At 71.6% G+C, this 26,848-nt stretch carries 26 protein-coding genes; 22 read left to right on the top strand and 4 right to left on the bottom strand.

Features of this window, described 5'->3' with window-relative positions; all coding sequences use genetic code 11:
* Positions 1-197: 197 nt before the first annotated feature.
* The 5 genes from dop to prcA all read left to right on the top strand — a co-directional run bounded on the left by dop (position 198) and on the right by prcA (position 4,346).
* Positions 198-1,709, top strand: coding sequence for a depupylase/deamidase Dop (gene dop / locus IE294_RS03890; protein ID WP_359833000.1), 1,512 nt, complete (start codon positions 198-200; stop codon positions 1,707-1,709).
* 172 nt (positions 1,710-1,881) lie between these two features.
* Entirely contained in the window at positions 1,882-2,100 is a 219-nt protein-coding gene (locus IE294_RS03885) for a ubiquitin-like protein Pup (protein ID WP_016325855.1), read from the top strand.
* A 38-nt stretch (positions 2,101-2,138) separates the two neighbouring features.
* Positions 2,139-2,732, top strand: a complete 594-nt coding sequence (locus tag IE294_RS03880; protein ID WP_189882262.1) for an endonuclease VII domain-containing protein — start codon at positions 2,139-2,141, stop codon at positions 2,730-2,732.
* The gene (gene prcB / locus IE294_RS03875) at positions 2,684-3,529 is read left to right on the top strand and encodes a proteasome subunit beta (protein WP_189882260.1); all 846 of its coding nucleotides are present in this window, start codon (positions 2,684-2,686) and stop codon (positions 3,527-3,529) included. Before IE294_RS03880 ends, prcB begins: the two co-directional genes overlap by 49 nt.
* Before the next feature lie 61 nt (positions 3,530-3,590).
* The gene (prcA, locus tag IE294_RS03870; RefSeq protein ID WP_189882257.1) at positions 3,591-4,346 is read left to right on the top strand and encodes a proteasome subunit alpha; all 756 of its coding nucleotides are present in this window, start codon (positions 3,591-3,593) and stop codon (positions 4,344-4,346) included.
* A gap of 60 nt (positions 4,347-4,406) precedes the next feature.
* Here the strand turns inward: prcA and IE294_RS03865 are convergent, their stop codons facing one another.
* A complete protein-coding gene (locus tag IE294_RS03865; RefSeq protein ID WP_189882255.1) occupies positions 4,407-5,426 on the bottom strand; it encodes a LacI family DNA-binding transcriptional regulator in 1,020 nt (339 codons plus the stop codon).
* Positions 5,427-5,542: 116 nt separating this feature from the next.
* Here IE294_RS03865 and IE294_RS03860 point away from each other — a divergent pair, with 116 nt between their 5' ends.
* The 16 genes from IE294_RS03860 to IE294_RS03785 all read left to right on the top strand — a co-directional run bounded on the left by IE294_RS03860 (position 5,543) and on the right by IE294_RS03785 (position 22,934).
* Positions 5,543-6,802, top strand: a complete 1,260-nt coding sequence (locus tag IE294_RS03860; protein ID WP_189882253.1) for an MFS transporter — start codon at positions 5,543-5,545, stop codon at positions 6,800-6,802.
* 9 nt (positions 6,803-6,811) lie between these two features.
* Positions 6,812-8,173 (top strand): Pup--protein ligase, encoded by a 1,362-nt coding sequence (pafA, locus tag IE294_RS03855; RefSeq protein ID WP_030653997.1) that lies wholly within the window; start codon positions 6,812-6,814, stop codon positions 8,171-8,173.
* Positions 8,174-8,316: 143 nt separating this feature from the next.
* The gene (locus IE294_RS03850) at positions 8,317-9,327 is read left to right on the top strand and encodes an FKBP-type peptidyl-prolyl cis-trans isomerase (protein ID WP_189882251.1); all 1,011 of its coding nucleotides are present in this window, start codon (positions 8,317-8,319) and stop codon (positions 9,325-9,327) included.
* An 87-nt stretch (positions 9,328-9,414) separates the two neighbouring features.
* A complete protein-coding gene (locus tag IE294_RS03845; RefSeq protein WP_014671683.1) occupies positions 9,415-9,786 on the top strand; it encodes an FKBP-type peptidyl-prolyl cis-trans isomerase in 372 nt (123 codons plus the stop codon).
* A gap of 148 nt (positions 9,787-9,934) precedes the next feature.
* Positions 9,935-10,888 (top strand): helix-turn-helix transcriptional regulator, encoded by a 954-nt coding sequence (locus IE294_RS03840; protein ID WP_189882249.1) that lies wholly within the window; start codon positions 9,935-9,937, stop codon positions 10,886-10,888.
* Positions 10,889-10,902: 14 nt separating this feature from the next.
* A complete protein-coding gene (locus tag IE294_RS03835; protein ID WP_189882247.1) occupies positions 10,903-11,907 on the top strand; it encodes a helix-turn-helix transcriptional regulator in 1,005 nt (334 codons plus the stop codon).
* Positions 11,908-12,040: 133 nt separating this feature from the next.
* Entirely contained in the window at positions 12,041-12,301 is a 261-nt protein-coding gene (locus IE294_RS03830) for a hypothetical protein (protein WP_037630432.1), read from the top strand.
* Between the two features lie 42 nt (positions 12,302-12,343).
* Positions 12,344-12,538, top strand: a complete 195-nt coding sequence (locus IE294_RS03825; protein ID WP_189882245.1) for a hypothetical protein — start codon at positions 12,344-12,346, stop codon at positions 12,536-12,538.
* Positions 12,539-12,797: 259 nt separating this feature from the next.
* Positions 12,798-13,079 carry a Sec-independent protein translocase subunit TatA gene (gene tatA, locus IE294_RS03820; protein ID WP_014671678.1) on the top strand — a complete coding sequence of 94 codons (282 nt, stop codon included), beginning with the start codon at positions 12,798-12,800 and terminating at the stop codon, positions 13,077-13,079.
* Between the two features lie 47 nt (positions 13,080-13,126).
* A complete protein-coding gene (gene tatC / locus IE294_RS03815; RefSeq protein WP_189882243.1) occupies positions 13,127-14,077 on the top strand; it encodes a twin-arginine translocase subunit TatC in 951 nt (316 codons plus the stop codon).
* A gap of 139 nt (positions 14,078-14,216) precedes the next feature.
* Positions 14,217-17,069 (top strand): DEAD/DEAH box helicase, encoded by a 2,853-nt coding sequence (locus tag IE294_RS03810; protein WP_189882241.1) that lies wholly within the window; start codon positions 14,217-14,219, stop codon positions 17,067-17,069.
* Between the two features lie 1,221 nt (positions 17,070-18,290).
* A complete protein-coding gene (locus tag IE294_RS03805) occupies positions 18,291-19,961 on the top strand; it encodes a sensor histidine kinase (RefSeq protein WP_229917011.1) in 1,671 nt (556 codons plus the stop codon).
* Positions 19,958-20,362 (top strand): roadblock/LC7 domain-containing protein, encoded by a 405-nt coding sequence (locus IE294_RS03800; RefSeq protein WP_030654027.1) that lies wholly within the window; start codon positions 19,958-19,960, stop codon positions 20,360-20,362. The genes IE294_RS03805 and IE294_RS03800 overlap by 4 nt, the downstream gene beginning before the upstream one ends.
* Entirely contained in the window at positions 20,359-20,793 is a 435-nt protein-coding gene (locus tag IE294_RS03795; RefSeq protein ID WP_189882239.1) for a DUF742 domain-containing protein, read from the top strand. Before IE294_RS03800 ends, IE294_RS03795 begins: the two co-directional genes overlap by 4 nt.
* A complete protein-coding gene (locus IE294_RS03790; RefSeq protein ID WP_189882237.1) occupies positions 20,774-21,394 on the top strand; it encodes a GTP-binding protein in 621 nt (206 codons plus the stop codon). Before IE294_RS03795 ends, IE294_RS03790 begins: the two co-directional genes overlap by 20 nt.
* 46 nt (positions 21,395-21,440) lie before the next feature.
* Positions 21,441-22,934 carry a cytochrome P450 gene (locus IE294_RS03785; RefSeq protein WP_189882235.1) on the top strand — a complete coding sequence of 498 codons (1,494 nt, stop codon included), beginning with the start codon at positions 21,441-21,443 and terminating at the stop codon, positions 22,932-22,934.
* A gap of 230 nt (positions 22,935-23,164) precedes the next feature.
* Here IE294_RS03785 and IE294_RS03780 read toward each other — a convergent pair whose 3' ends face one another.
* Positions 23,165-24,115, bottom strand: coding sequence for an RluA family pseudouridine synthase (locus IE294_RS03780; protein WP_189882233.1), 951 nt, complete (start codon positions 24,113-24,115; stop codon positions 23,165-23,167).
* Positions 24,116-24,202: 87 nt separating this feature from the next.
* Between IE294_RS03780 and IE294_RS03775 the strand changes: the two genes are divergently transcribed.
* Positions 24,203-24,784 carry a GNAT family N-acetyltransferase gene (locus tag IE294_RS03775; protein ID WP_189882231.1) on the top strand — a complete coding sequence of 194 codons (582 nt, stop codon included), beginning with the start codon at positions 24,203-24,205 and terminating at the stop codon, positions 24,782-24,784.
* 90 nt (positions 24,785-24,874) lie between these two features.
* Here the strand turns inward: IE294_RS03775 and IE294_RS03770 are convergent, their stop codons facing one another.
* The gene (locus IE294_RS03770; RefSeq protein ID WP_189882229.1) at positions 24,875-25,723 is read right to left on the bottom strand and encodes a siderophore-interacting protein; all 849 of its coding nucleotides are present in this window, start codon (positions 25,721-25,723) and stop codon (positions 24,875-24,877) included.
* Positions 25,724-25,855: 132 nt separating this feature from the next.
* Positions 25,856-26,776, bottom strand: coding sequence for a 5'-3' exonuclease (locus IE294_RS03765; RefSeq protein WP_189882227.1), 921 nt, complete (start codon positions 26,774-26,776; stop codon positions 25,856-25,858).
* Positions 26,777-26,848 lie beyond the last annotated feature (72 nt).

Genomic DNA, 26,848 nt, shown 5'->3' with positions numbered 1-26,848 from the left:
CGCAGCCGACTGTTTTTCGGGCCACGACCGGAGCAGCCAATGACGCAAATGATCTCCCCACCAGCGCAAAGGCGTTCTAGGCTCGTTCCTGCCGCCGAGTCGCGCCGTGCGGGGACGGGCACCGCACACGCACCGGAGCGCCAGCGGTACGTGAGCGGCGCCCACGACCGAGGGTGCCGCCGGGCAAGGAGGGCCGCATGACCGTACGGCGAGTAATGGGCATCGAGACGGAGTACGGGATCTCCGTCCCCGGCCACCCGAACGCCAATGCCATGCTCACCTCGTCCCAGATCGTCAACGCCTACGCGGCGGCGATGCACCGGGCCCGCCGGGCCCGCTGGGACTTCGAGGAGGAGAACCCGCTGCGCGACGCGCGAGGCTTCGACCTCGCCCGTGAGGCCGCCGACGCCAGCCAGCTCACCGACGAGGACATCGGCCTGGCCAATGTGATCCTCACCAACGGTGCGCGCCTCTACGTCGACCACGCCCACCCCGAGTACAGCGCGCCCGAGGTCACCAACCCCCGCGACGCCGTCCTGTGGGACAAGGCGGGCGAGCGGATCATGGCCGAGGCCGCCGAGCGGGCCGCGCAGCTGCCCGGCGCCCAGCCGATCCACCTCTACAAGAACAACACCGACAACAAGGGCGCCTCCTACGGCACGCACGAGAACTACCTGATGAAGCGGGAGACCCCCTTCTCGGACATCGTGCGCCACCTCACGCCCTTCTTCGTCTCCCGCCAGGTCTTCGCCGGAGCCGGCCGCGTCGGCATCGGTCAGGACGGGCACGAGCACGGCTTCCAGCTCAGCCAGCGCGCGGACTACTTCGAGGTCGAGGTCGGCCTGGAGACCACGCTCAAGCGGCCGATCATCAACACCCGCGACGAGCCGCACGCGGACGCCGAGAAGTACCGCCGGCTGCACGTGATCATCGGCGACGCGAATCTCTCCGAGATCTCGACGTACCTCAAGCTGGGCACGACCGCCCTGGTCCTGTCCATGATCGAGGACGGCTTCATCGCCGTGGACCTCGCCGTCGACCAGCCCGTACGCACCCTCCACCAGGTCTCGCACGACCCGTCGCTCAAGCGCCTCGTCACCCTGCGCAGCGGGCGCGCCCTCACCGCGGTCCAGTTGCAGATGGAGTACTTCGAGCTGGCCCGCAAGTACGTGGAGGAGCGCTTCGGCGCCGACGCCGACGACCAGACCAAGGACGTCCTCAGCCGCTGGGAGGACACCCTCACCCGGCTGGAGAACGACCCGATGAGCCTGGCCGGCGAGCTGGACTGGGTCGCCAAGCGGGAGCTGATGGAGGGCTACCGCCGCCGCGACGACCTGGACTGGGACGCGGCCCGGCTGCACCTGGTCGACCTCCAGTACGCCGACGTACGCGCCGAGAAGGGCCTGTACAACCGCCTGGCGGCCCGCGGGCGCATGAAGCGGCTGCTGGACGAGTCCGAGGTCGACAGGGCCCGTACGAAGCCGCCGGAGGACACGCGCGCGTACTTCCGCGGACGCTGCCTGGAGCAGTACGCGGACGACGTCGCGGCCGCCTCCTGGGACTCGGTCATCTTCGACCTCCCCGGCCGCGACTCGCTCCAGCGCGTTCCAACCCTGGAACCGCTACGCGGAACGCGAAATCACGTCAAGGAGCTCCTGGACCGCTGCCGTACCGCGGAAGACCTGGTCAGGGTCCTGTCCGGCGGGTGAGCGGAGCCAGGGGGGTACCCGGTGGGTCCGGGCGGCCGGGGTGGAAACCCCACCGCCCGGGAATCATCGGGGTGGCCCCCGTACGTTGGAGAAACTGCGGGGCCGATGTCGGACCCGGCTTGTAGGGTCTGATCATCACCGATCGGCAGGCGAACTGAGCGGGGTGAGGGTTATGGCAACCAAGGACACGGGCGGCGGTCAGCAGAAGGCCACGCGGTCCACCGAGGAGGTCGAGGAGCAGGCGCAGGACGCGCAGGCCTCGGAGGACCTCAAGGAGCGGCAGGAGAAGCTGTCGGACGACGTGGACTCCGTCCTGGACGAGATCGACGACGTCTTGGAGGAGAACGCAGAGGACTTCGTGCGAAGTTTCGTTCAAAAGGGCGGCCAGTAGGCCAGTTCTTCCTTCGAATCGAAGGCTGCGGGGGCGGGGTGGCAACCGAAGAAGGCGTGAAGCGCTGCTCGCGGTGCAAGCAGCACAAGCCGCGAGCAGCGTTCGCGCGAAACAAGGCGATGCGTGATGGGTTGCAGGCCTATTGCCGCGAGTGCGCGGCTGCCTATCACCAGCAACGGCAGGTGGCCAAGGGGCGCAACGTTCGCCCAAGGGTGGATGCGCCTCCGGGGCACAAGTTCTGCCGTACGTGTGGCCAGGTCAAGCCGCACAGTGAGTGGACGCGGAACCGCAGTGCCTCAGACGGTCTGGCGACGCTATGCAAGACATGCATGGCGGCGAAGGGGCGAGAGCACCACCTGAAGCGCAACTACGGCCTGACCGAGGCCGAGCGTGACACGTTGATCGCCTCTCAGCGGGGCCTGTGTGCGATCTGCCTGGACGCCCCGCCCGTGCATGTGGATCACTGCCACAAGACGGGTAGTGTCCGTGGCGTACTGTGCTTCAACTGCAACTCGGCCATCGGCAAATTGAGGGACGACCCCGAGGTTGGCCGTCGTGCCGTTGCCTACCTGGAAGGAAACTCGTGGAAGCCAACTCTCGTGGCACCGGGCGTCTACCAGCTGCCTTCCTGACGCCAGGATCTTCTTCGTTCATGGACTTCCTCGCCGAGCACCAGCCCGAGCTGCTGCCCGGCAACCGGCAGCTGCCTCCCACCAAGGGCGTGATCGAGGCGCCGCACGGCACGACCATCGTGGCCGTGACCTTCCCCGGCGGCGTGGTGCTCGCCGGTGACCGCCGGGCCACGATGGGCAATGTGATCGCGCAGCGGGACATCGAGAAGGTGTTCCCGGCCGACGAGTACTCGGCCGTCGGTATCGCCGGCACCGCCGGCCTGGCCGTCGAGATGGTCAAGCTCTTCCAGCTGGAGCTGGAGCACTTCGAGAAGGTCGAGGGCGCCCAGCTGTCCCTGGAGGGCAAGGCGAACCGGCTGTCGACCATGATCCGTTCCAACCTCGGCATGGCCATGCAGGGCCTGGCCGTGGTGCCCCTCTTCGCGGGGTACGACCTCGACCGCGAGAAGGGCCGCATCTTCTCCTACGACGTCACGGGCGGCCGTTCCGAGGAGCACAACTTCGCGGCGACGGGATCCGGCTCGATCTTCGCGCGCGGCGCGATGAAGAAGCTGTTCCGTGACGACCTGTCCGAGGAGCAGGCCACCACCTTCGTGGTGCAGGCGCTCTACGACGCGGCTGACGACGACTCGGCGACCGGCGGTCCCGATGTCGCCCGCCGGATCTACCCGATCATCACCGTGATCACCGAGGACGGCTTCCGCCGGCTCACCGAGGACGAGTCGTCCGAGATCGCCCGCGCGGTGCTCCAGAGGCGCCTGGAGGAGCCCGACGGCCCCAAGGCCGCCCTGCTCTGAGCGCGGGCCCGGTTCTTATCAAGGTGATCCAGTGACCATGACAGAAAGGGACGGATAACCGGTGTCGACGCCGTTCTATGTCTCACCCCAGCAGGCCATGGCCGACCGGGCGGAGTACGCCCGCAAGGGCATCGCCCGTGGCCGCAGCCTGGTCGTGCTGCAATACGCCGACGGCATCGTCTTCGTCGGCGAGAACCCGTCCCGCGCGCTGCACAAGTTCAGCGAGATCTACGACCGGATCGGCTTCGCGGCGGCCGGCAAGTACAACGAGTACGAGAACCTGCGCATCGGCGGTGTCCGCTACGCCGACCTGCGCGGCTACACCTACGACCGCGGCGACGTCACCGCCCGCGGCCTGGCCAACGTCTACGCCCAGACGCTGGGCACGATCTTCTCCTCCGCGGCCGAGAAGCCGTACGAGGTGGAGCTGGTGGTGGCCGAGGTGGGGGAGACCCCCGAGGGCGACCAGATCTACCGGCTGCCGCACGACGGCTCGATCGTGGACGAGCACGGCTCGGTCGCGGTGGGCGGCAACGCCGAGCAGATCAGCAGCTTCCTGGACCAGCGCCACCGCGACGGCATGAGCCTCGCGGAGGCCCTCAAGCTGGCCGTGCAGGCCCTGTCCCGGGACACCAACGGCAGCGAGCGGGAGATCCCCGCCGAGCGCCTGGAGGTCGCCGTCCTGGACCGCACGCGCCCGCAGAAGCGCAAGTTCAAGCGCATCGTCGGCCGCCAGCTCGCCCGTCTGCTGGCGGCGGACGGCGCGAGCACCGAGGCGGAGAGCGCGGACGGCTCCGAGGAGACCGAGGAGGAGTAGCCGCCTCCCGCACGTGTCGCCGGGTGCCCCGGCCGGAGATCCGGCCGGGGCACCCGGCTTTCACGCCGACGCGCCTGGCGGCGCCGTGGAGCCCCGGACGACCAGTCCCACGGGGATGTCCCCGCCCTCCGGCTCCCGGCCCTCCAGGACCGCCAGCAGGGCCCGCATGCCCCGTTCCCCGAACAGCTCGGCGTCCAGTCGTACCGTCGTGAGCTCGGGGTCGATCGCGGTGGCCAGGGCCAGGTCGTCCAGGCCGGTGACGGACATGTCGTCGGGGACGCGCAGCCCCAGGCGGCGCAGCGCCTTGTAGGCACCGGCGGCGAGCTTGTCGTCGTCGCAGACCACGGCCGTCGGCCGGGGGCCCGGCGCGGTGAGCGCGGCCTCGGTGGCGGCGAGCGCGCCCTCGATGGAGATCGGGGCCCGGGCCGTACGGACCTCGGTGCCCGGCGCGGCGGCCAGGTGCGCGGCCAGCTCTCTCGCGCGGACCTCGAAGGTCCAGGAGGGCACGTCGGCGGCGAGGTGCAGCACCCGGCGGTGGCCGAGGCCCAGCAGGTGGGCGGCGACCTGCCGGACGCCGTCGGCGATGTCCAGGTTCACGGTCGCGGCGCCCAGGCTGCCCGCCGGGTCGCTGTCGAGCATGACCAGGGGCAGCTGGTCGCCCCGGATCGCGGTGAGGGCGTCGGCGGCCATGGAGGAGGCGATGACGCCGTCCAGGGCGGCCTGCGCGGAGGCGAAGGGGTCGCGGGCCGGGCCGACGCCCTCGGGGGAGGGGTAGAGCACCACACCGAAGCCGTGTTCGGCCGCCACGCGCGCGGCGCCGGTGTAGACGCCGGCGAAGAACTCCGTCGTCAGGGCGGGCACCACGAGCAGGACGGTACGGGTGCGGCCCAGGCGGAGGTTGCGGGCGGCGAGGTTGGGGCGGTAGCCCAGCTCGCGCGCGGCCTCGCGGACGCGCCCGGCGGTGGTCTCGGACACCCGGCCGCGCCACTTGTCGCCCAGGACGAGGGAGACGGCGGCCTGGGAGACCCCGGCCGCCCGGGCGACGTCCCGGCTGGTCGGGCGCGTGCTGCTGCGGGACACCACATGACTCCCGGTCGTCTGGACGTGCGAATGCGCACATGGTACGTATGAACAGGGACGTTATACGTAACACTTCGGGTCGTCACGGCGCCCCGGCGAGCCACGGAGGGCAGGACATGGCCACGGGATACCTGGAGATCCTGAAGGCGAGGCACGCGCTGCGGCTGCTCACCGGCACCCTGGTGGGCCGGCTGCCCAACGCCACCGCCGCCATCGCCCTGGTGCTCTTCGTCCGCGCCGAGGGCGGCACCTACGGCCTCGCCGGCGCCCTGGCCGCCGTGTACGGGGTCGCCAACGCCGTCGGCCAGCCCGTGCTGGGCCGCCTCGTGGACCTGTACGGCCAGCCGCGCATCCAGCTGCCCGCGGCCGTCCTCGCCGCCCTGGCCATGACCCTCTTCGCCTTCTCCGGCACCTCCCCGCTGCCGCTCGCCTACGCGGCCGTCGCGGCGGCCGGCCTGTTCGCCCCGCCCCTGGAGGGCGGCCTGCGCGCCCTGTGGCCGTCCGTGCTGCGCCGTGAGGAGCAGGTGCACACCGCGTACGCCATGGACGCCATCGCGCAGGAGGTCATGTACACCGTCGGCCCGCTGCTGGTGACCCTGTGCGTGGCCCTGTGGGACGAGCGCGCCGCCCTGCTCGTGCTCAACCTGGTGGGCGTGCTCGGCGCGCTCTGCGTGGTGCTCTCGCCGCCCTCGCGCGCGTGGCGCCCGGCCCCGCGCGAGGCCCACTGGCTGGGCGCCCTGCGCTCGCCCGGCCTGCTCGCGCTGCTCGCCGCCTTCCTGTTCGTGGGCATCGCGCTGGGCTCCATCACGGTCGCCTCGGTGTCGTACGCGGACGGTCACGGCGGCGACGCGGTGTACGGCTGGCTGATGGCCGGGGTGGGCCTCGGGGCGCTGGCCGGCGGCACCGTCTACGGCGCCCGCGCGTGGGGCGGCGCACCCGAACGGCGACTCAGAGTGCTGGTGGCCCTTCTGGCGGTGTGTTACCTGCCGCTGGTGCTGGTGCCGGGCGCGGTGGCCATGGTGTTGCTCAGCGTGGTCGCCGGTGTGTTCCTGGCGCCCTGCATCGCCTGCGCGTTCATCCTCGTCGACCGGCACGCGCCGAGCGGGACCGTCACCGAGGCGTTCTCCTGGCTCGTGACGACGTTCACCGTGGGCGCCTCGGCCGGAACGGGCCTGGCGGGGCCGGTGGTCCAGGCCGGTGGCACCGTGTGGGGCTTCGCGGTGCCGGGTGCCGCCGGGGCCGTGTCGCTGCTGGTCCTGCTCGCCACCGGACGGGTCCTCGCAGCTCCCGCGCGGGGCGGGATCGTTGCGGCTTCATCGGAAAATGATCCAAATCGTGCTGCCGAACCCCGTTTCAGCTCGGGGGATCGGGCGTAATGTTCCCTCATGGACCGCCGCATTTTCGGGCTGGAGAACGAGTACGGCGTCACGTGCACGTTCAGGGGACAGCGCCGCCTGTCTCCTGACGAGGTGGCGCGGTACCTCTTCCGCCGTGTCGTGTCATGGGGCCGCAGCAGCAATGTCTTTCTGCGAAACGGCGCCCGGCTCTATCTCGACGTGGGCTCACATCCGGAATACGCGACCCCCGAATGTGACAACGTGATCGAACTGGTCACCCACGACAAGGCCGGCGAGCGCATTCTCGAAGGACTCCTGGTGGACGCGGAACGACGCCTGCACGAGGAGGGAATCGCGGGCGACGTCTACCTCTTCAAGAACAACACCGACTCGGCGGGCAACTCCTACGGCTGCCACGAGAACTACCTGGTGGCCCGGCACGGGGAGTTCTCCCGGCTCGCGGACATCCTCATCCCCTTCCTCGTCACCCGGCAGCTGCTGTGCGGCGCCGGCAAGGTGCTCCAGACCCCGCGCGGCGCCGTCTACTGCGTCAGCCAGCGCGCGGAGCACATCTGGGAGGGCGTCTCCTCGGCGACGACCCGCTCCCGGCCCATCATCAACACCCGCGACGAACCCCACGCGGACGCCGAGCGCTACCGCCGGCTGCACGTCATCGTCGGCGACTCGAACATGTCCGAGACGACGATGCTGCTCAAGGTCGGTGCCACCGACCTGGTGCTGCGCATGATCGAGGCCGGCACCGTGATGCGCGACCTCACCCTGGAGAACCCGATCCGGGCGATCCGCGAGGTCAGCCACGACATCACCGGCCGGCGCAAGGTGCGCCTGGCCAGCGGCCGGGAGGCCTCGGCGCTGGAGGTGCAGCGCGAGTACTTCGACAAGGCCGTGGACTTCTGCGACCGCCGGGGCATCCGCACCGGCACGGTCGCGCAGGTCCTGGACCTGTGGGGCCGCACCCTCGAAGCGATCGAGAACGAGGAACTCGACCGCATCGAGACCGAGATCGACTGGGTCATGAAGTACAAGCTCATCGAGCGGTACCGGGCCAAGCACAACATGACGATGTCGCACCCGCGGGTCGCCCAGATAGACCTCGCCTACCACGACATCCACCGCCGTCGTGGCCTGTACTACCTGCTGGAGAAGAAGGGCCAAGCCGCCCGCGTCTGCAATGACTTGAAGATCTTCGAGGGCAAGTCGGTTCCGCCGCAGACCACTCGCGCCCGGCTGCGCGGCGACTTCATCCGGCGGGCACAGGAACAGCGCAGGGACTTCACGGTCGACTGGGTGCACCTCAAGCTCAATGACCAGGCACAGCGCACCGTGTTGTGCAAGGACCCGTTCCGTTCGGTGGACGACCGGGTGGAGAAGCTCATCGCCGGAATGTAGTCACCGGCAGGTGGGTCAGGCGTTTCGGCACACCTGTGCCGGAACGCCACACGGGCGCCGTACGTTTCCCGTACGGCGCCCTGCTCAAGTCGTAGAGTTGCGCGCACGCCATCCGCAAGATCGACCGATTACGAGGCTCTTCCGTGCGCCGACGCTCACTCCTCCTCGCCGCCGTTCCCGCAGGACTGGTCACACTCGCCGGCTGCGGTGACGGCAAGTCCGAATCCGGCAAGACCGGCGCCTCACCGTCGGCCTCGGCCTCGGCGTCGTCCGCGCCCCCGCCCAAGATCGTGGACGGGCCGCTTCCGGCGGTCACGGCGGGCACGAAGTTCGGCGAGAAGCCGACCGTCGCCAAGGGACCGGGCGACCCGTCGAAGAACCTCGCGGTGAAGACGCTGATCGCGGGCAGTGGCCGCACGGTCGCGGAGAACGACTTCATCCAGGCGAACTACCTCGGTCAGATCTGGAGCACGGCCAAGGTCTTCGACAACTCCTACGACCGCAAGCGCCCGCTGGTCATCCAGCTCGCCCAGGGCGGCATCATCGACGGCTGGCGGTACGGCCTCGCGGGCAAGAAGACCGGCAGCCGCGTCCAGATCGCCGTCCCGCCCACCTGGGGCTACGGCACGCAGGGCAACGCGCAGGCGGGCATCAAGGGCACCGACACCCTGGTCTTCGTCATCGACCTGATCGACTCCTTCAACTCCAAGAGCTCGGCCAAGGGCACGCCGGTCCCGCAGCACGACGCCGCCCTGCCGAAGGTGGCCACCAACACCGACGGCCAGGTGCCCAAGGTCACCGTGCCGAAGGCCGGCCCGCCGAAGAAGCTCGTGTCGGAGTACGTCCTGGAGGGCGACGGCCCCGAGCTGAAGGCCGACCAGACGGTCCTGTGCCAGTTCCAGGGCCTGGTGTGGGACGGCGGCAAGACCTTCCAGCGGACGTACGGCTCCGGCCGGCTCAGCCAGTTCTCGCTGGAGCAGATGCAGCAGGCGGTCAAGGGCCTCGCCCAGGGCCTGACCGGCAAGAAGGTCGGCAGCCGGGTCCTGATCGTCGTCCCGCCGGACCTGGGGTACGGCGGCAACCCGCCGAGCGGCGGAGTCATCAAGAAGGACTCCACGCTCGTGTTCACCGTGGACATCCTCGCGGCCATGTGACGCCCGGGAGCTCCGGGGCGGGCGGGAGGCCCGCGATGATGAAAGACTGTCCACGTTCCGTGTCGTACACAAGCAGGAGCTTTTGACGTGAGCATCGACAAGCCCGAGATCGACTTCCCGGGCGGCGAGCCCCCGGCGGACCTGGAGATCAAGGACATCTGGGAGGGCGACGGACCGGTCGCGCAGGCGGGCCAGAACGTCACCGTCCACTACGTGGGCGTCGCCTTCAGCACCGGCGAGGAGTTCGACGCCAGCTGGAACCGCGGTACCCCGTTCCGCTTCCCGCTGGGCGGCGGCCGGGTCATCAAGGGCTGGGACCAGGGCGTGCAGGGCATGAAGGTCGGTGGCCGCCGCCAGCTGACCATCCCCGCCCACCTCGCCTACGGCAACCAGAGCCCGACCCCGGCGATCAAGCCCGGCGAGACGCTCATCTTCGTGGTCGACCTGCTCGGCGTCTGATCCGCACCCGATCGGCCGGCCGGGTCCGACCGGAACCGATCACCTGGGGCCCATGCCTGCTCGGGCATGGGCCCTCGGCTTTTGTCACCGCCCCACGGAGCGGTACGGTCATCGGTCGGAAGCACCATAGGGAAGGCGAAGGGCGTCGATGGCCATTGCCAAGGCCGAGCGGCTGATGAACCTCGCGCTGTGTCTGCTCGGGACGCGGCGGCCGCTCAGCAAGCGGGAGCTGCGCGAGTCCATCGAGGCCTACCTGGAAGCGGGCAGCGACGACTCCTTCAACCGCATGTTCGAGCGGGACAAGGACGACCTGCGGGAACTGGGCCTGGTCATCGCGACCGTCGAGAACCTCGACGGCGAGGTCGGCTACCTCGCCCGCCGCGACAGCAACCGCCTGCCCCCCATCACCCTGGACGCCGAGGAGGCCGCCGCCCTCGGCCTCGCCGCAAAGGTCTGGCAGCAGGCCCGGCTGGCCGGAGCCGCCAGCGGCGCCTTGCAGAAGCTGCGCGCCGCCGGGCTCCCCGAGGACGTCGACCCCTACGGGGCGCACGGCGCCCTGGAGCCGCGCATCCCCGTGCACGAGGCCGCCTTCGAGCCGCTGATGCTGGCCTGCCGCGACCGCCGCCCGGTGGTCTTCGAGTACCGCAAGGCCTCCGCCGCCCGCCCCGAGCCCCGGCACGTCGAACCGTGGGCGCTGGAGTGCTGGCGCGGCCACTGGTACCTGGCCGGCTTCGACCGTGACCGGGGCGCCGAGCGCGTCTTCCGGCTCTCCCGGATCACCGGCAAGGTCCGCTCCCGGGGCACGGGCTTCACCGCGCCCGTGCCGGACGTCGTCACCGTACGCGAGACCGTCGCGGGCTGGGCCGGTGAGATCGCCGACCGCTCGGCGCTGATCCGGCTGCGCTCCGGCTCCGGTTACCCCCTTCGGGCGAAGGCCACCAAGGTCCGGGAACTCGGCGACGGCTGGGACGAGTTGGAGATTCCGTACGGGCACGGCCTGGACGCCTGGCTGGTGGAGTTCGGGCCGGACGTGGTGGTCGTGGAGCCGGCCGAGCTGCGGGCCGACGTGGTGGACCGGCTGCGCGCCGTGGCCAAGGGCTGAGGGGGAGCGGGACTGTGGCAGTCAAACCGGCCAGGACGGTCAACGCCATCGACCAGACGCGGCGGATGCTCTCCCTGGTGACGTATCTGAGAGAGCGCCCCGGCGCCCGGATCGCCGATGTGGCGCGCGCCTTCGGCATCACCGAGGAGGAGCTGGTCGCCGACCTCGATCTGCTGCCCATGTGCGGCACGAGCTTCCGCGGTGGCGACCTGCTGGACATCGACACCGACGGCGAGCGCATCTGGTGGCACAACCCGGCCGCGCTCGGCGAGGAGGCGGCCGAACCGCTCCGGCTCGCCGCCGACGAGGCCACCGCCCTGCTGGTGGCCGCCCGCGCGGTCTCCACGCTGCCCGGTCTGCGGGAGGGCGACCGGCAGGCCCTGCTGCGCGCCACCGCCAAGGTGGAGGCCGCTGCCGGTGAAGCAGCCGGTGCCAGCTCCCGGCTGTCGGTGACCTTCGAGTCCGAGGGCGGAGTCTTCGCCGACGTCGACCGGGCGATCTCCGAGCGCCGCCGGCTGTGGATCCGGTACTACTCCCCGGCCCGGGACGAGGTCACCGAGCGCGAGATCGACCCGATCCGCCTGGTCAGCGTCGGCCACACCTATGTGGAGGCCTGGTGCCGCCGCTCCGAGGCCCGGCGCACCTTCCGCCTCGACCGGGTCGCCGAGATCAAGGTCCTCGACGCGCCGTCGGCCCCGCCCGAGATAGAACTGCGCGACCTCTCCGAGGGGCTGGTGCAGCCGGCCGCCGAGGACCCCGAGGTCGTGGTCGAGGTCGGCCCCGGTGGCCGCTGGGTCGCCGAGTACTACCCGCACGACAGCGCCGATGAGCTTCCCGACGGCGGGCTGCGCATCACTCTGCGCACCCCCGACCCCGCCTCCCTGCGCCGGCTCGCCCTGCGCCTCGGCCGCGACGGCCGGATCGTCTCCCCGCCGGAGCTCGCCGAGAGCGCCCGGAGAGCGGCGGCGGAGGCGCTGGCGGCGTACGACGGGGAGCCGCCGGCGGGCCCAGGGCTGTGAGGGACGCGGGGAACCGCGCGAGAAGCCCCCATGGCGCCGCGGACGCGAAGCGGCACGACGCGGCACTGCCGGCGGCGCGCCTGGTGAACGACCGGAAGAAGGAGCGAGGCCTGTGAGCGAGCGTGCGGGTGAGATGACGGTGGCGACCGCCTTCGCCGGCATGAGAAGAGCGGTCCCGGTGATGTTCAGGGCCGGCTGCCCGGACTGCCGGGGCCGCTTCGAACTCGCCGCCGGCGCGCTGCGCCTCGCCATCGGCGCCAGCAGCCGGACGACGTTCTACTCCTTCACCTGCCCCGACTGCGGCGCCGCGGTCCGCAAGCCCGCCGGGGAGCGGATCGTCGAACTGCTCACCGGCGGCGGGGTCAGGACCCTGCGGCTGCACTCCACGGTGTAGCCCCCCGCGCTCCGCGTCGGCGCACGGTCTAGGCTCGGCGTCATGTTCTGGCCGATGTTCGCGGTAGCGATGGGTTTCCTGGGTGTCGCCGTCCTGGGGGTGCTGGCCGTGCGGGTGTTCCTGGAGGCGCGGCGCCTCGGGGAGCAGGTCGCGGACTCCGCACGCCGTATCAGCAGGGCTGCCGAGGATCTGGAGCGGGCGTCCGTGCGCGCGGCCGACGCGGTGGACGCGCTGTGAGCACTGCCGAACGGTGCCCGTGAGACCAGCGACGCAAGCGCTTTGCGTCACTTCGTCCTGTCATGCTGGCCTGTGGGACAGGTACGCTGCTGGTCTCGGTGTGGAGAACGAGGCCCGCATCGTGGACCGGGAGTACGCACGGGGATTGCCTCACGTTTACCCCTGAGCGTTACGATCGCTGCCAGCGTGACCATCGGACACATGTCCGACTGGTCGGACAGCACCCCACCCAGCCGCCTCGGTGAGAAGGTAAAGACTTATGTTCGGAAGGCTCGGAGCTCCCGAGATCATTCTCATCCTCGTCGTCATCATCCTGCTGTTCGGCGCGAAGAAGCTTCCGGACATGGCCCGCTCGCTCGGCAAGTCCGCGCGCATCCTCAAGAGCGAGGCCAAGGCGATGAAGGAAGAGGGCGGAAACACGTCCGCCCAGGCGCCCACCACGGGCGAGCAGCCTCCGGCGCAGCGCACCATCCAGGCGGCCCCCGGTGACGTGACCAGCTCGCGGCCGGTCAACGAGCCGACGGACACCACCCAGCGCTGACGCACGGCCGGAAACTCCCGGCCTGCCGCACGAGATGAGGACGTGGGTTGCTCAAGCCTGCCCGCAACAAGGAGAAGGATCCCGAGGGGCGGATGCCCCTCGCGGATCACCTTCGTGAGCTCCGCAACCGGCTCGCGAAGGCCATGCTGGCCGTCGTCGTCGTGACGGTCGTCGCCGCCTTCTTCTACAACGACATCATCAACTTCCTGACGAGGCCCATCCTCGACTCGATCGGTTGCCCGGCGACCTTCGCGGAGCTGGCGAAGGCCAGCGGCAAGCACCAGTGCGCGGAGATCACGATCAACGGTCTCCTCGCCCCGTTCACGCTGGCCCTCCAGGTCTCCCTGACGGCGGGTGTGGTGCTGGCCTCGCCGATCTGGCTGTACCAGCTGTGGGCCTTCGTCGCGCCGGGTCTGCACCGGCACGAGAAGAAGTACGCCTACGCCTTCGTCTTCACCGGCGCCCCGCTGTTCTTCGGTGGTGCGTTCTTCGCGTACAAGGTGCTGCCCACCACCGCGAAGGTGCTGATCGACTTCACGCCGAACGGGTCCATCAGGAACTTCCTGCCGCTCGACGACCTGCTCCAGCTGGTCACCCGCATGGTGGTCGTCTTCGGCCTCTCCTTCGAGCTGCCGCTGCTGCTGATCATGCTCAACCTCACCGGGGTGCTGACCGGCCGGCGCATGCTCGGCTGGTGGCGCGCCATGATCCTCGGCATCACGGTCTTCGCGGCCGTGGCCACCCCGAGCACCGACCCGCTGTCCATGCTGGCCCTCGCCGGGCCGATCTGGGTGCTGTACTTCGGCGCGGTCGCCTTCTCGCTGCTCAACGACAGGCGCAAGCGCCGGCGCGAGGACGCGGGCCCCGCGGACGACGAGGCCTCCGAGCTGGACCTCACGCCCGAGGACATCGGCGACGTCGAGCCCGTCTCGGCCAACCGGGCCCTGCCCGAGCAGACGAGCACCGACCGGGTCAACGGATACGACGACGTGACCTGACCTCACCGAGCCGCCACGCGATGCCCCCGCCCCCCGAGGACGGGGGCATTCGTGTCCCACCGGCCGCCCGGCAGGCGGGCCCTCGTGATTCTTCCGTTCTTCTTACCCTCCGGCTGTCGTCCGGAAGGTGATCCGGATAATGATCGTCCTGTTGTCAGTGGGGCCCGGTACGCTCGAAAGTACGATGACAGAGGACCTCTCACCGGCCGAGCGGTACGCGGCAGCCCGCAGGCGGGCAGCCGAGCAGGCCACCGCGCTCGCCTCCTTCCGCGAGATGTACGACTTCGGCCTCGACCCCTTCCAGATCGAGGCCTGCCAGGCGCTCGAAGCAGGGAAGGGCGTCCTGGTGGCCGCCCCCACCGGCTCGGGCAAGACGATCGTGGGCGAGTTCGCCGTCCACCTCGCCCTGCAACAGGGCAAGAAGTGCTTCTACACGACACCCATCAAGGCGCTGTCGAACCAGAAGTACGCCGACCTGTGCCGCCGCTACGGCACCGGGAAGGTGGGCCTGCTCACCGGCGACAACAGCGTGAACTCCGACGCCCCGGTGGTCGTGATGACCACCGAGGTGCTGCGGAACATGCTCTACGCCGGCTCGCAGACCCTCCTCGGCCTCGGCTACGTGGTCATGGACGAGGTGCACTACCTCTCCGACCGCTTCCGCGGCGCCGTCTGGGAGGAGGTGATCATCCACCTGCCCGAGTCGGTGACCCTGGTCTCGCTCTCCGCCACCGTGTCCAACGCGGAGGAGTTCGGTGACTGGCTGGACACCGTCCGCGGCGACACCGAGGTGATCGTCTCCGAGCACCGGCCCGTGCCGCTGTTCCAGCACGTGCTCGCCGGGCGCCGGATGTACGACCTGTTCGAGGAGGGCGAGGGCCACAAGAAGGCCGTCAACCCCGACCTGGTCCGGCTGGCCCGGATGGAGGCCACCCGGCCGTCGTACCAGGACCGCAGGCGCGGCCGGGCGATGCGCGAGGCCGACCGGGAGCGCGAGCGCAGACAGCGCTCGCGCGTGTGGACCCCGGGCCGCCCCGAAGTCATCGAACGGCTCGACTCCGAGGGCCTGCTCCCGGCCATCACCTTCATCTTCAGCCGCGCCGCCTGCGAGGCCGCCGTCCAGCAGTGCCTGTACGCGGGCCTGAGGCTGAACGACGAGGAGGCACGGGAGCAGGTCCGCGCCCTGGTCGAGGAGCGCACCGCCTCCATCCCGACCGAGGACCTGCACGTCCTCGGCTACTACGAATGGCTGGAGGGCCTGGAGCGCGGCATCGCCGCCCACCACGCGGGCATGCTGCCGACCTTCAAGGAGGTCGTGGAGGAGCTGTTCGTACGCGGCCTGGTCAAGGCCGTGTTCGCCACCGAGACCCTCGCGCTCGGCATCAACATGCCCGCCCGCTCGGTGGTGCTGGAGAAGCTCGTCAAGTGGAACGGCGAGCAGCACGCCGACATCACGCCCGGTGAGTACACCCAGCTGACCGGCCGGGCCGGGCGCCGGGGCATCGACGTCGAGGGTCACGCCGTGGTGCTGTGGCAGCGCGGCATGAGCCCCGAGCACCTCGCCGGTCTCGCGGGCACGCGCACGTACCCGCTGCGCTCCAGCTTCAAGCCGTCGTACAACATGGCGGTCAACCTGGTCGAGCAGTTCGGCCGGCACCGCTCGCGCGAGCTGCTGGAGACCTCCTTCGCCCAGTTCCAGGCCGACAAGTCGGTCGTGGGCATCTCGCGCCAGGTGCAGCGCAACGAGGAGGGGCTGGCCGGTTACAAGGCCTCGATGACCTGTCACCTCGGCGACTTCGAGGAGTACGCGCGGCTGCGCCGCGAGCTGAAGGACCGGGAGACCGAGCTGGCTCGGCAGGGCGCCGCCGAGCGCCGGGCCGAGGCCGCCGTCGCCCTGGAGAAGCTGAAGCCGGGCGATGTCATCCATGTGCCCACGGGCAAGTACGCGGGCCTCGCCCTGGTCCTGGACCCGGGTCTGCCCGCGGGCCGGTCCAACGGCCACCGCGGCTTCGACCACCACGACGGGCCGCGACCGCTGGTGCTGACCGCCGAACGGCAGGTCAAGCGGCTGGCGTCGATGGACTTCCCGGTGCCGGTCGAGCCGCTGGACCGGATGCGGATCCCGAAGACCTTCAACCCGCGCTCGCCGCAGTCCCGTCGGGACCTCGCCTCCGCGCTGCGGACCAAGGCCGGGCACATCCCGCCGGAGCGGGCGCGAAAGAAGCGGTCCCAGGCCGCCGACGACCGCGAGATCGCACGGCTGCGGACGGCGCTCCGGGCGCACCCCTGCCACGGGTGCAACGACCGTGAGGACCACGCCCGCTGGGCCGAGCGCTACTACCGGCTGCTGCGCGACACCTCGCAGCTGGAGCGGCGCATCGAGGGCCGTACGAACACCATCGCGCGGACCTTCGACCGGATCGTGGCCCTGCTGACCGAGCTGGACTATCTGCGCGGCGACGAGGTCACCGAGCACGGCAAGCGGCTCGCGCGGCTCTACGGCGAACTGGACCTGCTGGCCAGCGAATGCCTGCGCGAGGGGGTCTGGGAGGGGCTGGCCCCCGCCGAACTCGCCGCCTGCGTCTCCGCGTTGGTGTACGAGGCCCGGGTCGGCGACGACGCCATGGCGCCGAAGCTGCCCTCCGGCAAGGCCAAGGCCGTGCTCGGCGAGATGGTCCGGATCTGGGGCCGGCTCGACGGGCTGGAGGAGGAGTTCCGGATCAACCAGACCGAGGGCGTCGGACAGCGGGAGCCGGATCTCGGCTTCGCCTGGGCCGCGTACATGTGGGCGTCCGGCAAGGGGCTCGACGAGGTGCTGCGGGAGGCGGAGATGCCGGCCGGGGACTTCGTGCGGTGGTGCAAGCAGGTCATCGACGTGCTCGGGCAGATCTCCGCCGCAGCTTCCTCGGAGGGGTCGACCGTGGCCAAGGCCGCGCGCAAGGCGGTCGACCAGTTGCTGCGGGGCGTGGTCGCCTACTCGTCCGTGGGGTGACCCGTCCGGCAGGGCCCGATCCGTCCCCGCCGGACGGGTCGGGCCCTGTGGGCGTACCAGGGCCGCGTCCAGCTCACGCCGTCTCGGCCGGCGCGTCCAGGAAGGCCAGGAGGCGGGGGAGTACCGCCGGGGCCGGACGGCTGGGAGCCGGTCCTGACGGCCACGCGATCACTCCGCCCGCTCCTGGAGAAGCGCGGCGAACGGGTCCGGCACGGTGCCGGTGGGTCGTAGGCCCGCCGGTGCGCGGCCGGGCGAGACGCCCGGGCCGGACACCCGGGCCGGGGCGCTGATCGGGGTCCGGCAGGGGCCGTGAACCGGAGGAAACCGGTGCTCGGCCGTCGGTCGGCGTCCGGGACCGTGCGGCACGCTCGGGACCGTCTGCGGGTCCGGCTTCGCGGGGCGTGGTCCCGTGGATGGCGCAGGGCGTATCGGAGGGCGTGGGCGGGTCGTCGCGTTCGCGCTGGGACGCGGGGGGAGCGGGCCATGGCGCCGCTGGACGGCCTCGCCGTCGTACCGGAGCGGCACTGCGCCGTGGCCGCATGACGCGGGGCGCTGATCGGGGTCCGGCAGGGGCCGTGAACCGGAGGAAACCGGTGCTCGGCCGTCGGTCGGCGTCCGGGACCGTGCGGCACGCTCGGGACCGTCTGCGGGTCCGGCTTCGCGGGGCGTGGTCCCGTGGATGGCGCAGGGCGTATCGGAGGGCGTGGGCGGGTCGTCGCGTTCGCGCTGGGACGCGGGGGGAGCGGGCCATGGCGCCGCTGGACGGCCTCGCCGTCGTACCGGAGCGGCACCGCGCCGTGGCCGCATGACGCCGCCGCCCTGTCCATGGCCGGGAGCACCGCGCCGCACACCTGCTCGACGTGACCGGGTGAGGGCGGTCACATCGGTGAACGGGAGGCGCGGCCGTCGAGGTGTGGCCCCTGTTCCCGTTTCACCCCGCACGGTGAGCGGCTTCCGTACGCCCGTGCGCCGTTACTCCTCGTGTGCGAGCAAAAGCCCAGTGTGCAAAAGGAGTTGAGAGTACTCCGCCCGCAGGGCGATTTCAGGTGCTTGCCGAATATGACACGGCGATGATCCGGTCGGACTAAGCTCGCCCGCGGCGCACCGAGTTGAGCCAAATCGTGCGTCTGTTCCCATATGCGGAACGCATCCCGACAGGTTCTGTTTGTCTTCCCCCCGCAAGCACCCCCGAACCCAGCCGATTCGTCTCAGAAGGCATCCATGGTGAGTGTTCAGAAGCCTCCCGGTCGCCGTGAACGTCCCTATGCGCGCGTGCTGTTGCCACCGGCCATAGTGATGGCCGCGGCGGCCGGGGCCGCCGTCGCCCTGGTACCGCCCACGGCCCGGCTCGTCGTCGGCGTGTGCGGAGCGCTGGCCGTCCTGCTGGTCCTCGGCACGGCCGGGGAGGCCGCCCGGCGCGGCCGTCTGCTCCGCGAGGCGCGGGCCGAACACGCCCGTCACGCCGCGTACCTGGAGCGGCGGATCGCCGCGCACAACGATCTGATGGAGCGCTTCGCCACCGACGTCCTGCCCGCCGGCTTCTACCGGCTGCGCCGCGGCCAGGTGCTGCGGGACGTCGTACGCGACGTGTTCGACGCGGACCCCGACCTGCGCGGCCTGCCCGAGGGCTACCGTGAGCTGGTGCGCATCGCGCTGCGCGGCGCCGACCAGGAGATCTCGATGCGTGACGCCACCGAGCGCTCCTTCGTGAGCGTCGCCCGCCGCGTCCAGGCCATCGTCCACCAGCAGGCCTACGAACTGCGCGAGATGGAGGAGGACCACGGCCGCAACCCCGAGGTCTTCGACGACCTGCTGCGCATCGACCACGGCACCTCGCTGATCGGCCGGCTCGCCGACACCATCTCCGTCCTCGGCGGCGGCCGGCCGGGCCGCCAGTGGCCCAAGCCGGTCTCCCTCTACAGCGTGCTGCGCGGTGCGATGTCCCGCATCCTGGAGTACCGCCGCATCAACCTCGCCTCGATCGTCAACATCAACATCAAGGGCACCGCGGTCGAGCCGGTCATCCACGCCGCCGCGGAACTCCTCGACAACGCCACCCGCTACTCGCCGCCGTCGACGAAGGTGCACGTCACCGCCGTCGAGGTGCAGACCGGCATCGTCATCGAGATCGAGGACTGCGGCGTCAGCCTCAGCGAGGAGTCCCGCGCCCGCATCGAGCGAATGATCGAGGACGCCAAGAACGGCGAGGACGCGCACAACCTCGGCGAGAACCCGCGCCTCGGCCTCGCCGTCGTCGGCCGCCTCTGCAAGCGGTTCGACATGGACGTCTCGCTGCGCTCCTCCGCGTACGGCGGTGTCCGCGCGATCCTCGTGGTGCCGCGCGTCATGACGACCACCGAACCCGGCGTCGGCGCCGCGCACGGCATCGGGGCCGCCGCCGCCCAGATCCCCACGGCGGACGCCGTCGAGGGCCCCAAGCGCCCGCCCAAGAAGCGCCGCCCCACCAGCCCCAAGATCCCCGCCGGGATCTCGCTGGAGGACGACGTCCCCGAGGTCACCGAGTGGACCGCGGGCGGCCTCCCGCAGCGCCGCAGCCGGGTGAAGGTCCCGCTCAGCCAGCGGTACGCCGAACAGGCCGCCATCGAACGCGCCGAGCGCGAGGGCCGGCCGACCATCTGGTCCCAGAAGCAGGCCGAGCCGGAACCCGAGCCGGAGATGGACCCCGAGCGCAAGAAGCTCATGGAACGGCCGCCGGGCATGTGGATGGAGGCATTCTGGGACGGCCTGCGCGAGGGAATGCCCCCGGACACCCCCACCTCCCAGCTGACCGACTTCACGCTCCACCCCACCAAGTACCTGCATCTGCTCAAAGATTCGGCCGACCCCGTCCAGGGCGCCACCGAGGCCGACGACGAGGGGGACCCCAAGTGATCCAGCAGCGAGGCAACCTGGACTGGATGCTCAAGCAGCTCAACGACGGCGTGCCGGGCATCGAGATGATCGTGGTCCTCTCCGCCGACGGCCTGCGCATCGCCCGCTACGGCGGCGACCCCGACGCCGCCGACCGGGTCGCCGCAGCCTGCGCGGGCGTGCAGAGCCTGGCCGGTGCCATCATCCAGGAGCTGCCCGGCGCCGGCGACATGAAGACCGTCGTCTTCGAGATCGACGGCGGCTACTTCTACCTCATGAACGCCGGCCCCAACGCCTACCTCGCCGTGCTCTCCGACGTGACCTGTGAACCGGGGCGGATGAGCGGCATGATGCGCGACCTCGTCGTCCGGATCGGCGCCCACCTCACCAGTCCGCCCCGGCGGAACGGGCAGACCGTATGACCCCTCCACGACGCATGCGGCGCAGGCCGCAGCCCCCGCCCGCTCCACAGCCCCCGCGGTCCCCGTCGACGGAGGCGGCGGAGGCGGCGGAGGCCAAGGGGCCGGGCGACAACCCGGAACGGCTGTACTCCGTCGCCGGGTCCGGTGACGGCGCCCGCGCCGAACTCGATCTGGTGACCTTGATCGTGGCGCGCTCCGCGCCCCCGGTCTCCGCCACCCCGGAGCAGGCGGCGGTGCTCCGGCTCTGCAGGGCCCCCCTGTCCGTGGCGGAGCTGTCGGCCTACCTCCGACTGCCGTTCAGCACGATGACCGTCCTGCTCACCGAGCTGATCACGGCCGAACTGGTGCAGGCGCGCGCCCCCATCGTCCGCCAGGCGCTCCCCGACCGTTCACTCCTCGAAGCGGTGATGCATGGACTTCAAAGGCTCTGACACGCTCCCCGGCCCGCGCACCGAGGACCACCTGCCGCACACCGCGCAGGCCGCGGTGAAGATCGTGATCGTGGGCGGCTTCGGCGTCGGCAAGACCACCATGGTCGGTTCGGTCAGCGAGATCAGACCGCTGACCACCGAGGAGACCATGACCCAGGCCGGCATCGGCGTCGACGACGACTACGGATCCGAGTCCAAGACGGCCACCACCGTGGCCATGGACTTCGGCCGGATCAGCATCACCGAGAAGCTGGTGCTCTACCTCTTCGGCACCCCCGGCCAGGAGCGCTTCTGGTTCCTGTGGAACGGCCTGTTCGAAGGCGCCCTCGGCGCGGTCGTCCTGGTCGACACCCGGCGCCTGGAGGTCAGCTTCGACGTGATGGGCCGGCTGGAGGAGGGCGGCGTGCCCTTCGTCGTCGCCGTCAACTCCTTCCCGGACGCCCCCCGTTACCCGACCGAGGAACTGCGCACCGCCCTCGACCTGAGCCCGGACATCCCGATCATCGACTGCGATGTACGCCGCCGGGCCTCCAGCAAGGACGTGCTGATGACCCTGATGGGCTTCCTGCACTCCCTCGCGATGTCCGGCGCCCTCACCTGACCGGCAGCCCACCGACCCCGACCCCTTCCGCTCCGGAGCGACCACTGTGACGCCTGAATCCCCCTCACCGACCGGGACGCCCGACACCCTCTCCGGTCCGCCACCGGGCTGCCCCGCGCACGGCCTCGGCCTGGGGAGCCCGCGCCGGCTCTACGGCCCCGACGCGGAGGACCTCGGCGACCTCTACGAGCGCCTGCGCGAGGAGCACGGCCCCGTGGCGCCCGTGCTGCTCCACGACGACGTACCGATGTGGGTGGTCCTCGGCCACGCCGAGAACCTCCAACTCGTGCGCAACCCCTCGCAGTTCACCCGTGACAGCCGGATCTGGACCCCGCTGCGCGAGGGCGTGGTCAAGCCCGACCACCCGCTCATGCCGCACATCGCCTGGCAGCCCGTCTGCTCCCACGCCGAGGGCGAGGAGCACAAGCGGCTGCGCGGCGCGGTCACCGCGGCCATGGAGACCATCGACCACCGCGGGGTGCGCCGGCACATCGGCCGCTACACCCAGATCCTGGTCAACAGCTTCTGCGAGCGGGGCCGGGCCGAGCTGGTCTCCCAGTTCGCCGAGCACCTGCCGATGGCCGTGATGTGCGAGATCCTCGGCATGCCGGAGGAGTACAACGACCGGATGGTGCAGGCCGCCCGTGACGCCCTCAAGGGCACCGAGACCGCCAACCAGAGCCACGCCTACGTCATGGACGCGCTCAGCCGGCTCACCACCCGGCGGCGCGTCCGGCCCGAGGACGACTTCACCAGCCACCTCCTCACCCACCCGGCCGGGCTCGGCGACGACGAGGTCCGCGAACACCTGCGGGTCGTTCTCTTCGCCGCCTACGAGGCCACCGCGAACCTCCTCGCCAACGCGCTGCGCATGGTCCTCACCGAGCCGGGGTTCCGGGCCCAGCTCAACGGCGGCCAGATGACCGTGCCGGAGGCGATCGAGCAGTCCCTGTGGGACGAGCCGCCGTTCAGCACGGTCTTCGGCTACTACGCCAAGCAGGACACCGAGCTGGGCGGCCGGCAGATCCGCAAGGGCGACGGGCTGCTCTTCGCGCCCGCACCGGGCAACGTCGACCCGCGGGTGCGGCCCGACCTGTCCGCGAGCATGCAGGGCAACCGCGCCCACCTCGCCTTCGGCGGCGGCCCGCACGAGTGCCCCGGCCAGGACATCGGCCGGGCCATCGCCGACGTCGGCGTCGACGCGCTGCTCACCCGGCTGTCCGACATCCAGCTCGACTGCGCCGAGGAGGACCTGCGCTGGCGGTCGTCCATCGCCTCCCGGCACCTGGTGGCCCTGCCGGTGCGCTTCGAACCGAAGCCGCAGCAGGACGTCGACATGCCGCCGCGGGCCATGCCGCTCCCGGCGCAGCGCTCCGACTGGCAGGTCGGCACCCTGAGCAGCGACCCGGCCCCGGCCGCCGAGCCGGCCCCGGCACCCGCCCGCGCGTCCTTCATCCCGGCCCCCGCCCCTCCGGCCCCGGAACCGCCGCGCCCCCGGGGCCTGTGGGGCCGACTGCTGCGCTGGTGGCGCGCGGAGTGACAGCGGTGCCGTACCCCCGGCGGTCCCGGCCTGGCACGGTCGCCCCGGGGTGACTGCGCCCGCGGGGCGCGCCCGGCGGGGGCAGGGCTGGACAGTGGGGTCGGCGTGCCGCTCGGGAGCGGTGCTTCCCGGCTGCCGCCGGCTGGTGGGCGCCGTCTGGTGGGCGGCGGTTTCCCTTGCCTTGGCCAGGTGCCGTCCTCCCCGGTCTCGTGTGACGTCCCCCGCCGGACCTAGGTCCCGTCCGCCCAGGCCTCGTGTGACGTCCACGCGCGCAGGGCGCGGGCGCTGGTGAACGTGTGTTCCGTGCCGGTGACCGGGTCGGTGAACTCCAGCCCGCGCGCGAGCAGTTGCAGGGGGCGGCGGAAGTCGCCGGCCGGTACCGGGGCGGTCACCTCGGGGTACAGCGGGTCGCCGAGGATGGGCACGCCCAGTGCGGTCAGGTGCACCCGGAGCTGGTGGGTCTGCCCGGTGGTCGGCACGAGCCGGTAGCGGCCGAGCCCGGCCCGGTGTCCGGCCAGTTCCACCCGGGTCTCCGCGTTCGGCTCGCCCGGCACCTCCCGTGCGGCCGGCACCCCGCGCTCCTTCACGATCCTGCTGCGCACGGTCCGGGGCAGCACGAGCGCGGGGTCGTACGGGGCCACCGCCTCGTACTCCTTGCGCACCCGCCGGTCCCGGAACAGCGACTGGTACGCGCCCCGCTCCTCGGGCCGCACGGTGAAGAGCACCAGCCCGGCGGTCAGCCGGTCCAGCCGGTGCGCCGCCGTCAGCGTCGGGATGCCCAGCTCACGCCGGAGCCGGGCCAGCGCGGTCTCGGCGACGTGCGCGCCACGCGGGGTCGTGGCCAGGAAGTGCGGCTTGTCGGCCACCACGATGTGCTCGTCCCGGTACACCACCTCCACCGGGAACGGCACCGGCACCTCGGCGGGCAGCTCGCGGTGGAACCAGACGAACATCCCCGGCCGGTACGGCGCGTCCGGCGCCACGGCCCGCCCGTCGGCCCCGACCACCAGCCCGGCGGCGAACATCGACTCGACCACCCCGGCCGGGGCCCCCGTCAGCCGCTCCACCAGATGCTCCCGCACGGTGGCCCACGCCCCGTCCACGGGCAGCCGGACGCGGACGGGGTCCACGCCCTCGCGCTGGGGGAGCGGGGCGGGCGGGGGCGGGGTACGGCGTCTCATCGCGGTCAAGGGTACGGGGGCACGGTCACCCCGCCGGCCGTCGGGAAGAGGCGGTCCGCCGGTCCCGCACTCGGCAGGATGGGGATCATGCCGTTTCTCACCAGCCCCGTCCTGACCCCCGGCGCCCTCGCCCGTGTCCCGCAGCCCGCCCTCCCCGCCGCCGGCGGCACGCTCCTGCGCCCGTGGCGGGCCGAGGACGCACCCGCCGTGCACGCCGCCTTCGAGGACCCGGTGCTGCGCCAGTGGCACGGCCGGTCCTGCGAGTCCGCGGAAGAGGCCGCCGGCTGGATCGCGCAGTGGCGCGGGGGGTGGGCGGACGAGCGCGACGCGCAGTGGGCCGTCGTGGACGAGGGCACGGACGAGCTGCTGGGCCGGGTCGCGCTGCGCCAGATCGTGCTCGGCGACGGCGTCGCCGAGATCGCGTACTGGACGGTGGCGGGGGCGCGGGGCCGGGGCGTCGCCCTGCGCGCCGCGACGGCCCTGACCCACTGGGCCTTCGAGGAGATCGGCTTCCACCGCCTGGAACTCATGCACGCGCTCGCCAACCCCGCTTCCTGCCGGGTCGCCGGCAAGGCCGGCTTCGCCCTGGAGGGCACCAAGCGCAGCGCCTACCTCCACCAGGACGGCTGGCACGACATGCACCTGCACGCGCGTGTACGGGGTGACTGACCCCGGCGGGACTCCGCGGGAGCGGGGGACGGGGAACCGGGCGCACGAAAGCGGCGGCACCCTTTCCGGATGCCGCCGCCCTCCGCTCGCTCAGGCAGCCGCCGCCGGGCCGCCCTCCTGCTCCGCCTCGATCCGGGCGTTCCACTCCCGCTTGGAGGCCTGCCAGCCGTCCTCGTTGTGGCCGAGCCGCCAGTAACCGGAGATCGACAGGTCCTCGCGCGGGATCTGGCGCTCGACCCGCAGCAGCCGGCGCAACTCCTTCACGAAGCTCGCCTCGCCGTGCACGAACGCGTGCGGCCGGCCCTCCGGGAACTCCAGCCCGCGCACGGCCTCCAGCAGGGCCTCGCCGACCGGCCGGTCCCCGCGGTGCAGCCAGACGACCGGCACCTCGGTGTCGATCTTCTGCTCCTCCTCCGGGCCGGAGACCTCGATGAACGCGTGCGCACGGGCACCGGCGGGCAGCGTCTCCAGGGCGCGGGCGATGGCGGGCAGCGCGCTCTCGTCCCCGGCGAGCAGATGCCAGTCGGCACCGAGGTCGGGCGCGTACGCGCCGCCGGGGCCCATGAAGCGCACGGTGTCGCCGGGCCGCGCGCGCAGCGCCCAGGGGCCGGCCAGACCCTCGTCGCCGTGGACCACGAAGTCCAGGGTCAGCTCGCGCTGTCCGGGGTCCCAGGCGCGCACGGTGTAGGTCCGGGTCACCGGCCACTGCTCGCGCGGGAACTCGGCGCGGATCCGCTCCAGGTCGAAGGGCTCCGGGTAGGTGACACCGGCGGCGCCGAACAGCAGCTTCACATAGTGGTCGGTGCAGGTGTCCGCGGCGAATCCGGCCAGGCCCTCGCCACCGAGCACCACGCGCTGCATGTGCGGGGTCAGCCGCTCGGTGCGCACCACCTGGGCGGTATGGGGCTTGCGCGGCTTTCGTCCCGGACGCTCTGCCATCACGGCCTCCTGCGGGGTCGGTTAGGTTTACCTAAGTTAGCACCTCGCGCCGGTTCAACACCTCTTCGATGAGCGTTCGATGAGATCCCTTTGCCGGAATATGGGCCGGCCTCACTCCGCAATATGCCGGCCTCACTCCGCGAGCGTGGTCAGCAGCCGCTGCAAGGAGCCGCCGAGGCCCCACCGGTGCGTCAGCGCCTCCAGTGCCGCCGGGTCGTGCGGGGTGTGCGGCAGGGCCGTGTCGACGTCCGGCAGCGGCACGTCGTCGGCGACCCGCACCACCTTCGGGGCGACCGCGAGATACGGCCGGGCCTCGGTGAGCCGCTTGCGTTGCGACGGCGTGAGCTTCGCCCGCGGGTCGTCGACCGCCGCCATGATCCCGGCCAGGTCGCCGAACTCGGCGAGCAGCTTCGCGGCCGTCTTCTCGCCGATGCCGGCCACGCCCGGCAGTCCGTCGCTCGGATCGCCGCGCAGCAGCGCCAGATCCGCGTACCCCCGCCCGTCGACGCCATACTTCTCGCGCAGCGCCGCCTCGTCGGTCAGCTGGAGCGTGCCGACGCCCTTCACCGGATACAGCACCCGGACCTCGCGCTCGTCGTCCACGAGCTGATACAGGTCGCGGTCGCCGGTGACGATGTCCACCGGGCCCCCGGCCCGCGCGGTGAACGTCCCGATCACGTCGTCCGCCTCGTACCCCGCGACCCCGACACGGGCGATCCCGATCGCGTCCAGCACGTCCTCGATCACCGGCACCTGCGGGGCGAGGGTGTCCGGCACCTCCTCCTCGTCCGGCCCGCCCTCGTGCTCCTCGGCGACCCGGTGCGCCTTGTAGGTGGGGATGAGGTCCACCCGCCACTGCGGGCGCCAGTCGGCGTCCATGCAGGCCACCAGGTGCTCGGGGCGGTGGTCCTTGACCAGCCGGTCGATGAAGTCCAGCAGCCCGCGCACCGCGTTGACGGGCGTGCCGTCCGGCGCCTTCACGGAGTCCGGGACGCCGAAGTAGGCACGGAAGTACAGCGAGGCGGTGTCGAGAAGCATGAGTCGTCCGGTCACGCACGCATCATGCCGCACGGCACCGACAGCGGCCCCCGCTCCCGGAACGCGTTGCGTCACGCGCATCGCCGT

This window comes from Streptomyces canarius (assembly GCF_014650735.1).
Lineage (GTDB): Bacteria > Actinomycetota > Actinomycetes > Streptomycetales > Streptomycetaceae > Streptomyces > Streptomyces olivaceoviridis.
Note: the sequence above shows the minus strand (reverse complement) of the source record. Positions and strands in the feature narration are given on the sequence as shown.

Bases quoted from the DNA above. Each gene is read 5' to 3' on its own strand.
- IE294_RS03830 (WP_037630432.1), top strand. From the start codon at position 12,041: ATGACGGTGGCGACCGCCTTCGCCGGCATGAGAAGAGCGGTCCCGGTG.
- IE294_RS03860 (WP_189882253.1), top strand. From the start codon at position 5,543: ATGGCCACGGGATACCTGGAGATCCTGAAGGCGAGGCACGCGCTGCGG.
- IE294_RS03810 (WP_189882241.1), top strand. From the start codon at position 14,217: ATGATCGTCCTGTTGTCAGTGGGGCCCGGTACGCTCGAAAGTACGATG.
- IE294_RS03795 (WP_189882239.1), top strand. From the start codon at position 20,359: ATGACCCCTCCACGACGCATGCGGCGCAGGCCGCAGCCCCCGCCCGCT.
- IE294_RS03775 (WP_189882231.1), top strand. From the start codon at position 24,203: ATGCCGTTTCTCACCAGCCCCGTCCTGACCCCCGGCGCCCTCGCCCGT.
- IE294_RS03885 (WP_016325855.1), top strand. From the start codon at position 1,882: ATGGCAACCAAGGACACGGGCGGCGGTCAGCAGAAGGCCACGCGGTCC.
- IE294_RS03825 (WP_189882245.1), top strand. From the start codon at position 12,344: ATGTTCTGGCCGATGTTCGCGGTAGCGATGGGTTTCCTGGGTGTCGCC.
- IE294_RS03780 (WP_189882233.1), bottom strand. From the start codon at position 24,115: ATGAGACGCCGTACCCCGCCCCCGCCCGCCCCGCTCCCCCAGCGCGAG.
- IE294_RS03770 (WP_189882229.1), bottom strand. From the start codon at position 25,723: ATGGCAGAGCGTCCGGGACGAAAGCCGCGCAAGCCCCATACCGCCCAG.
- IE294_RS03805 (WP_229917011.1), top strand. From the start codon at position 18,291: ATGGTGAGTGTTCAGAAGCCTCCCGGTCGCCGTGAACGTCCCTATGCG.
- tatA (WP_014671678.1), top strand. From the start codon at position 12,798: ATGTTCGGAAGGCTCGGAGCTCCCGAGATCATTCTCATCCTCGTCGTC.
- dop (WP_359833000.1), top strand. From the start codon at position 198: ATGACCGTACGGCGAGTAATGGGCATCGAGACGGAGTACGGGATCTCC.
- IE294_RS03790 (WP_189882237.1), top strand. From the start codon at position 20,774: ATGGACTTCAAAGGCTCTGACACGCTCCCCGGCCCGCGCACCGAGGAC.
- pafA (WP_030653997.1), top strand. From the start codon at position 6,812: ATGGACCGCCGCATTTTCGGGCTGGAGAACGAGTACGGCGTCACGTGC.
- IE294_RS03840 (WP_189882249.1), top strand. From the start codon at position 9,935: ATGGCCATTGCCAAGGCCGAGCGGCTGATGAACCTCGCGCTGTGTCTG.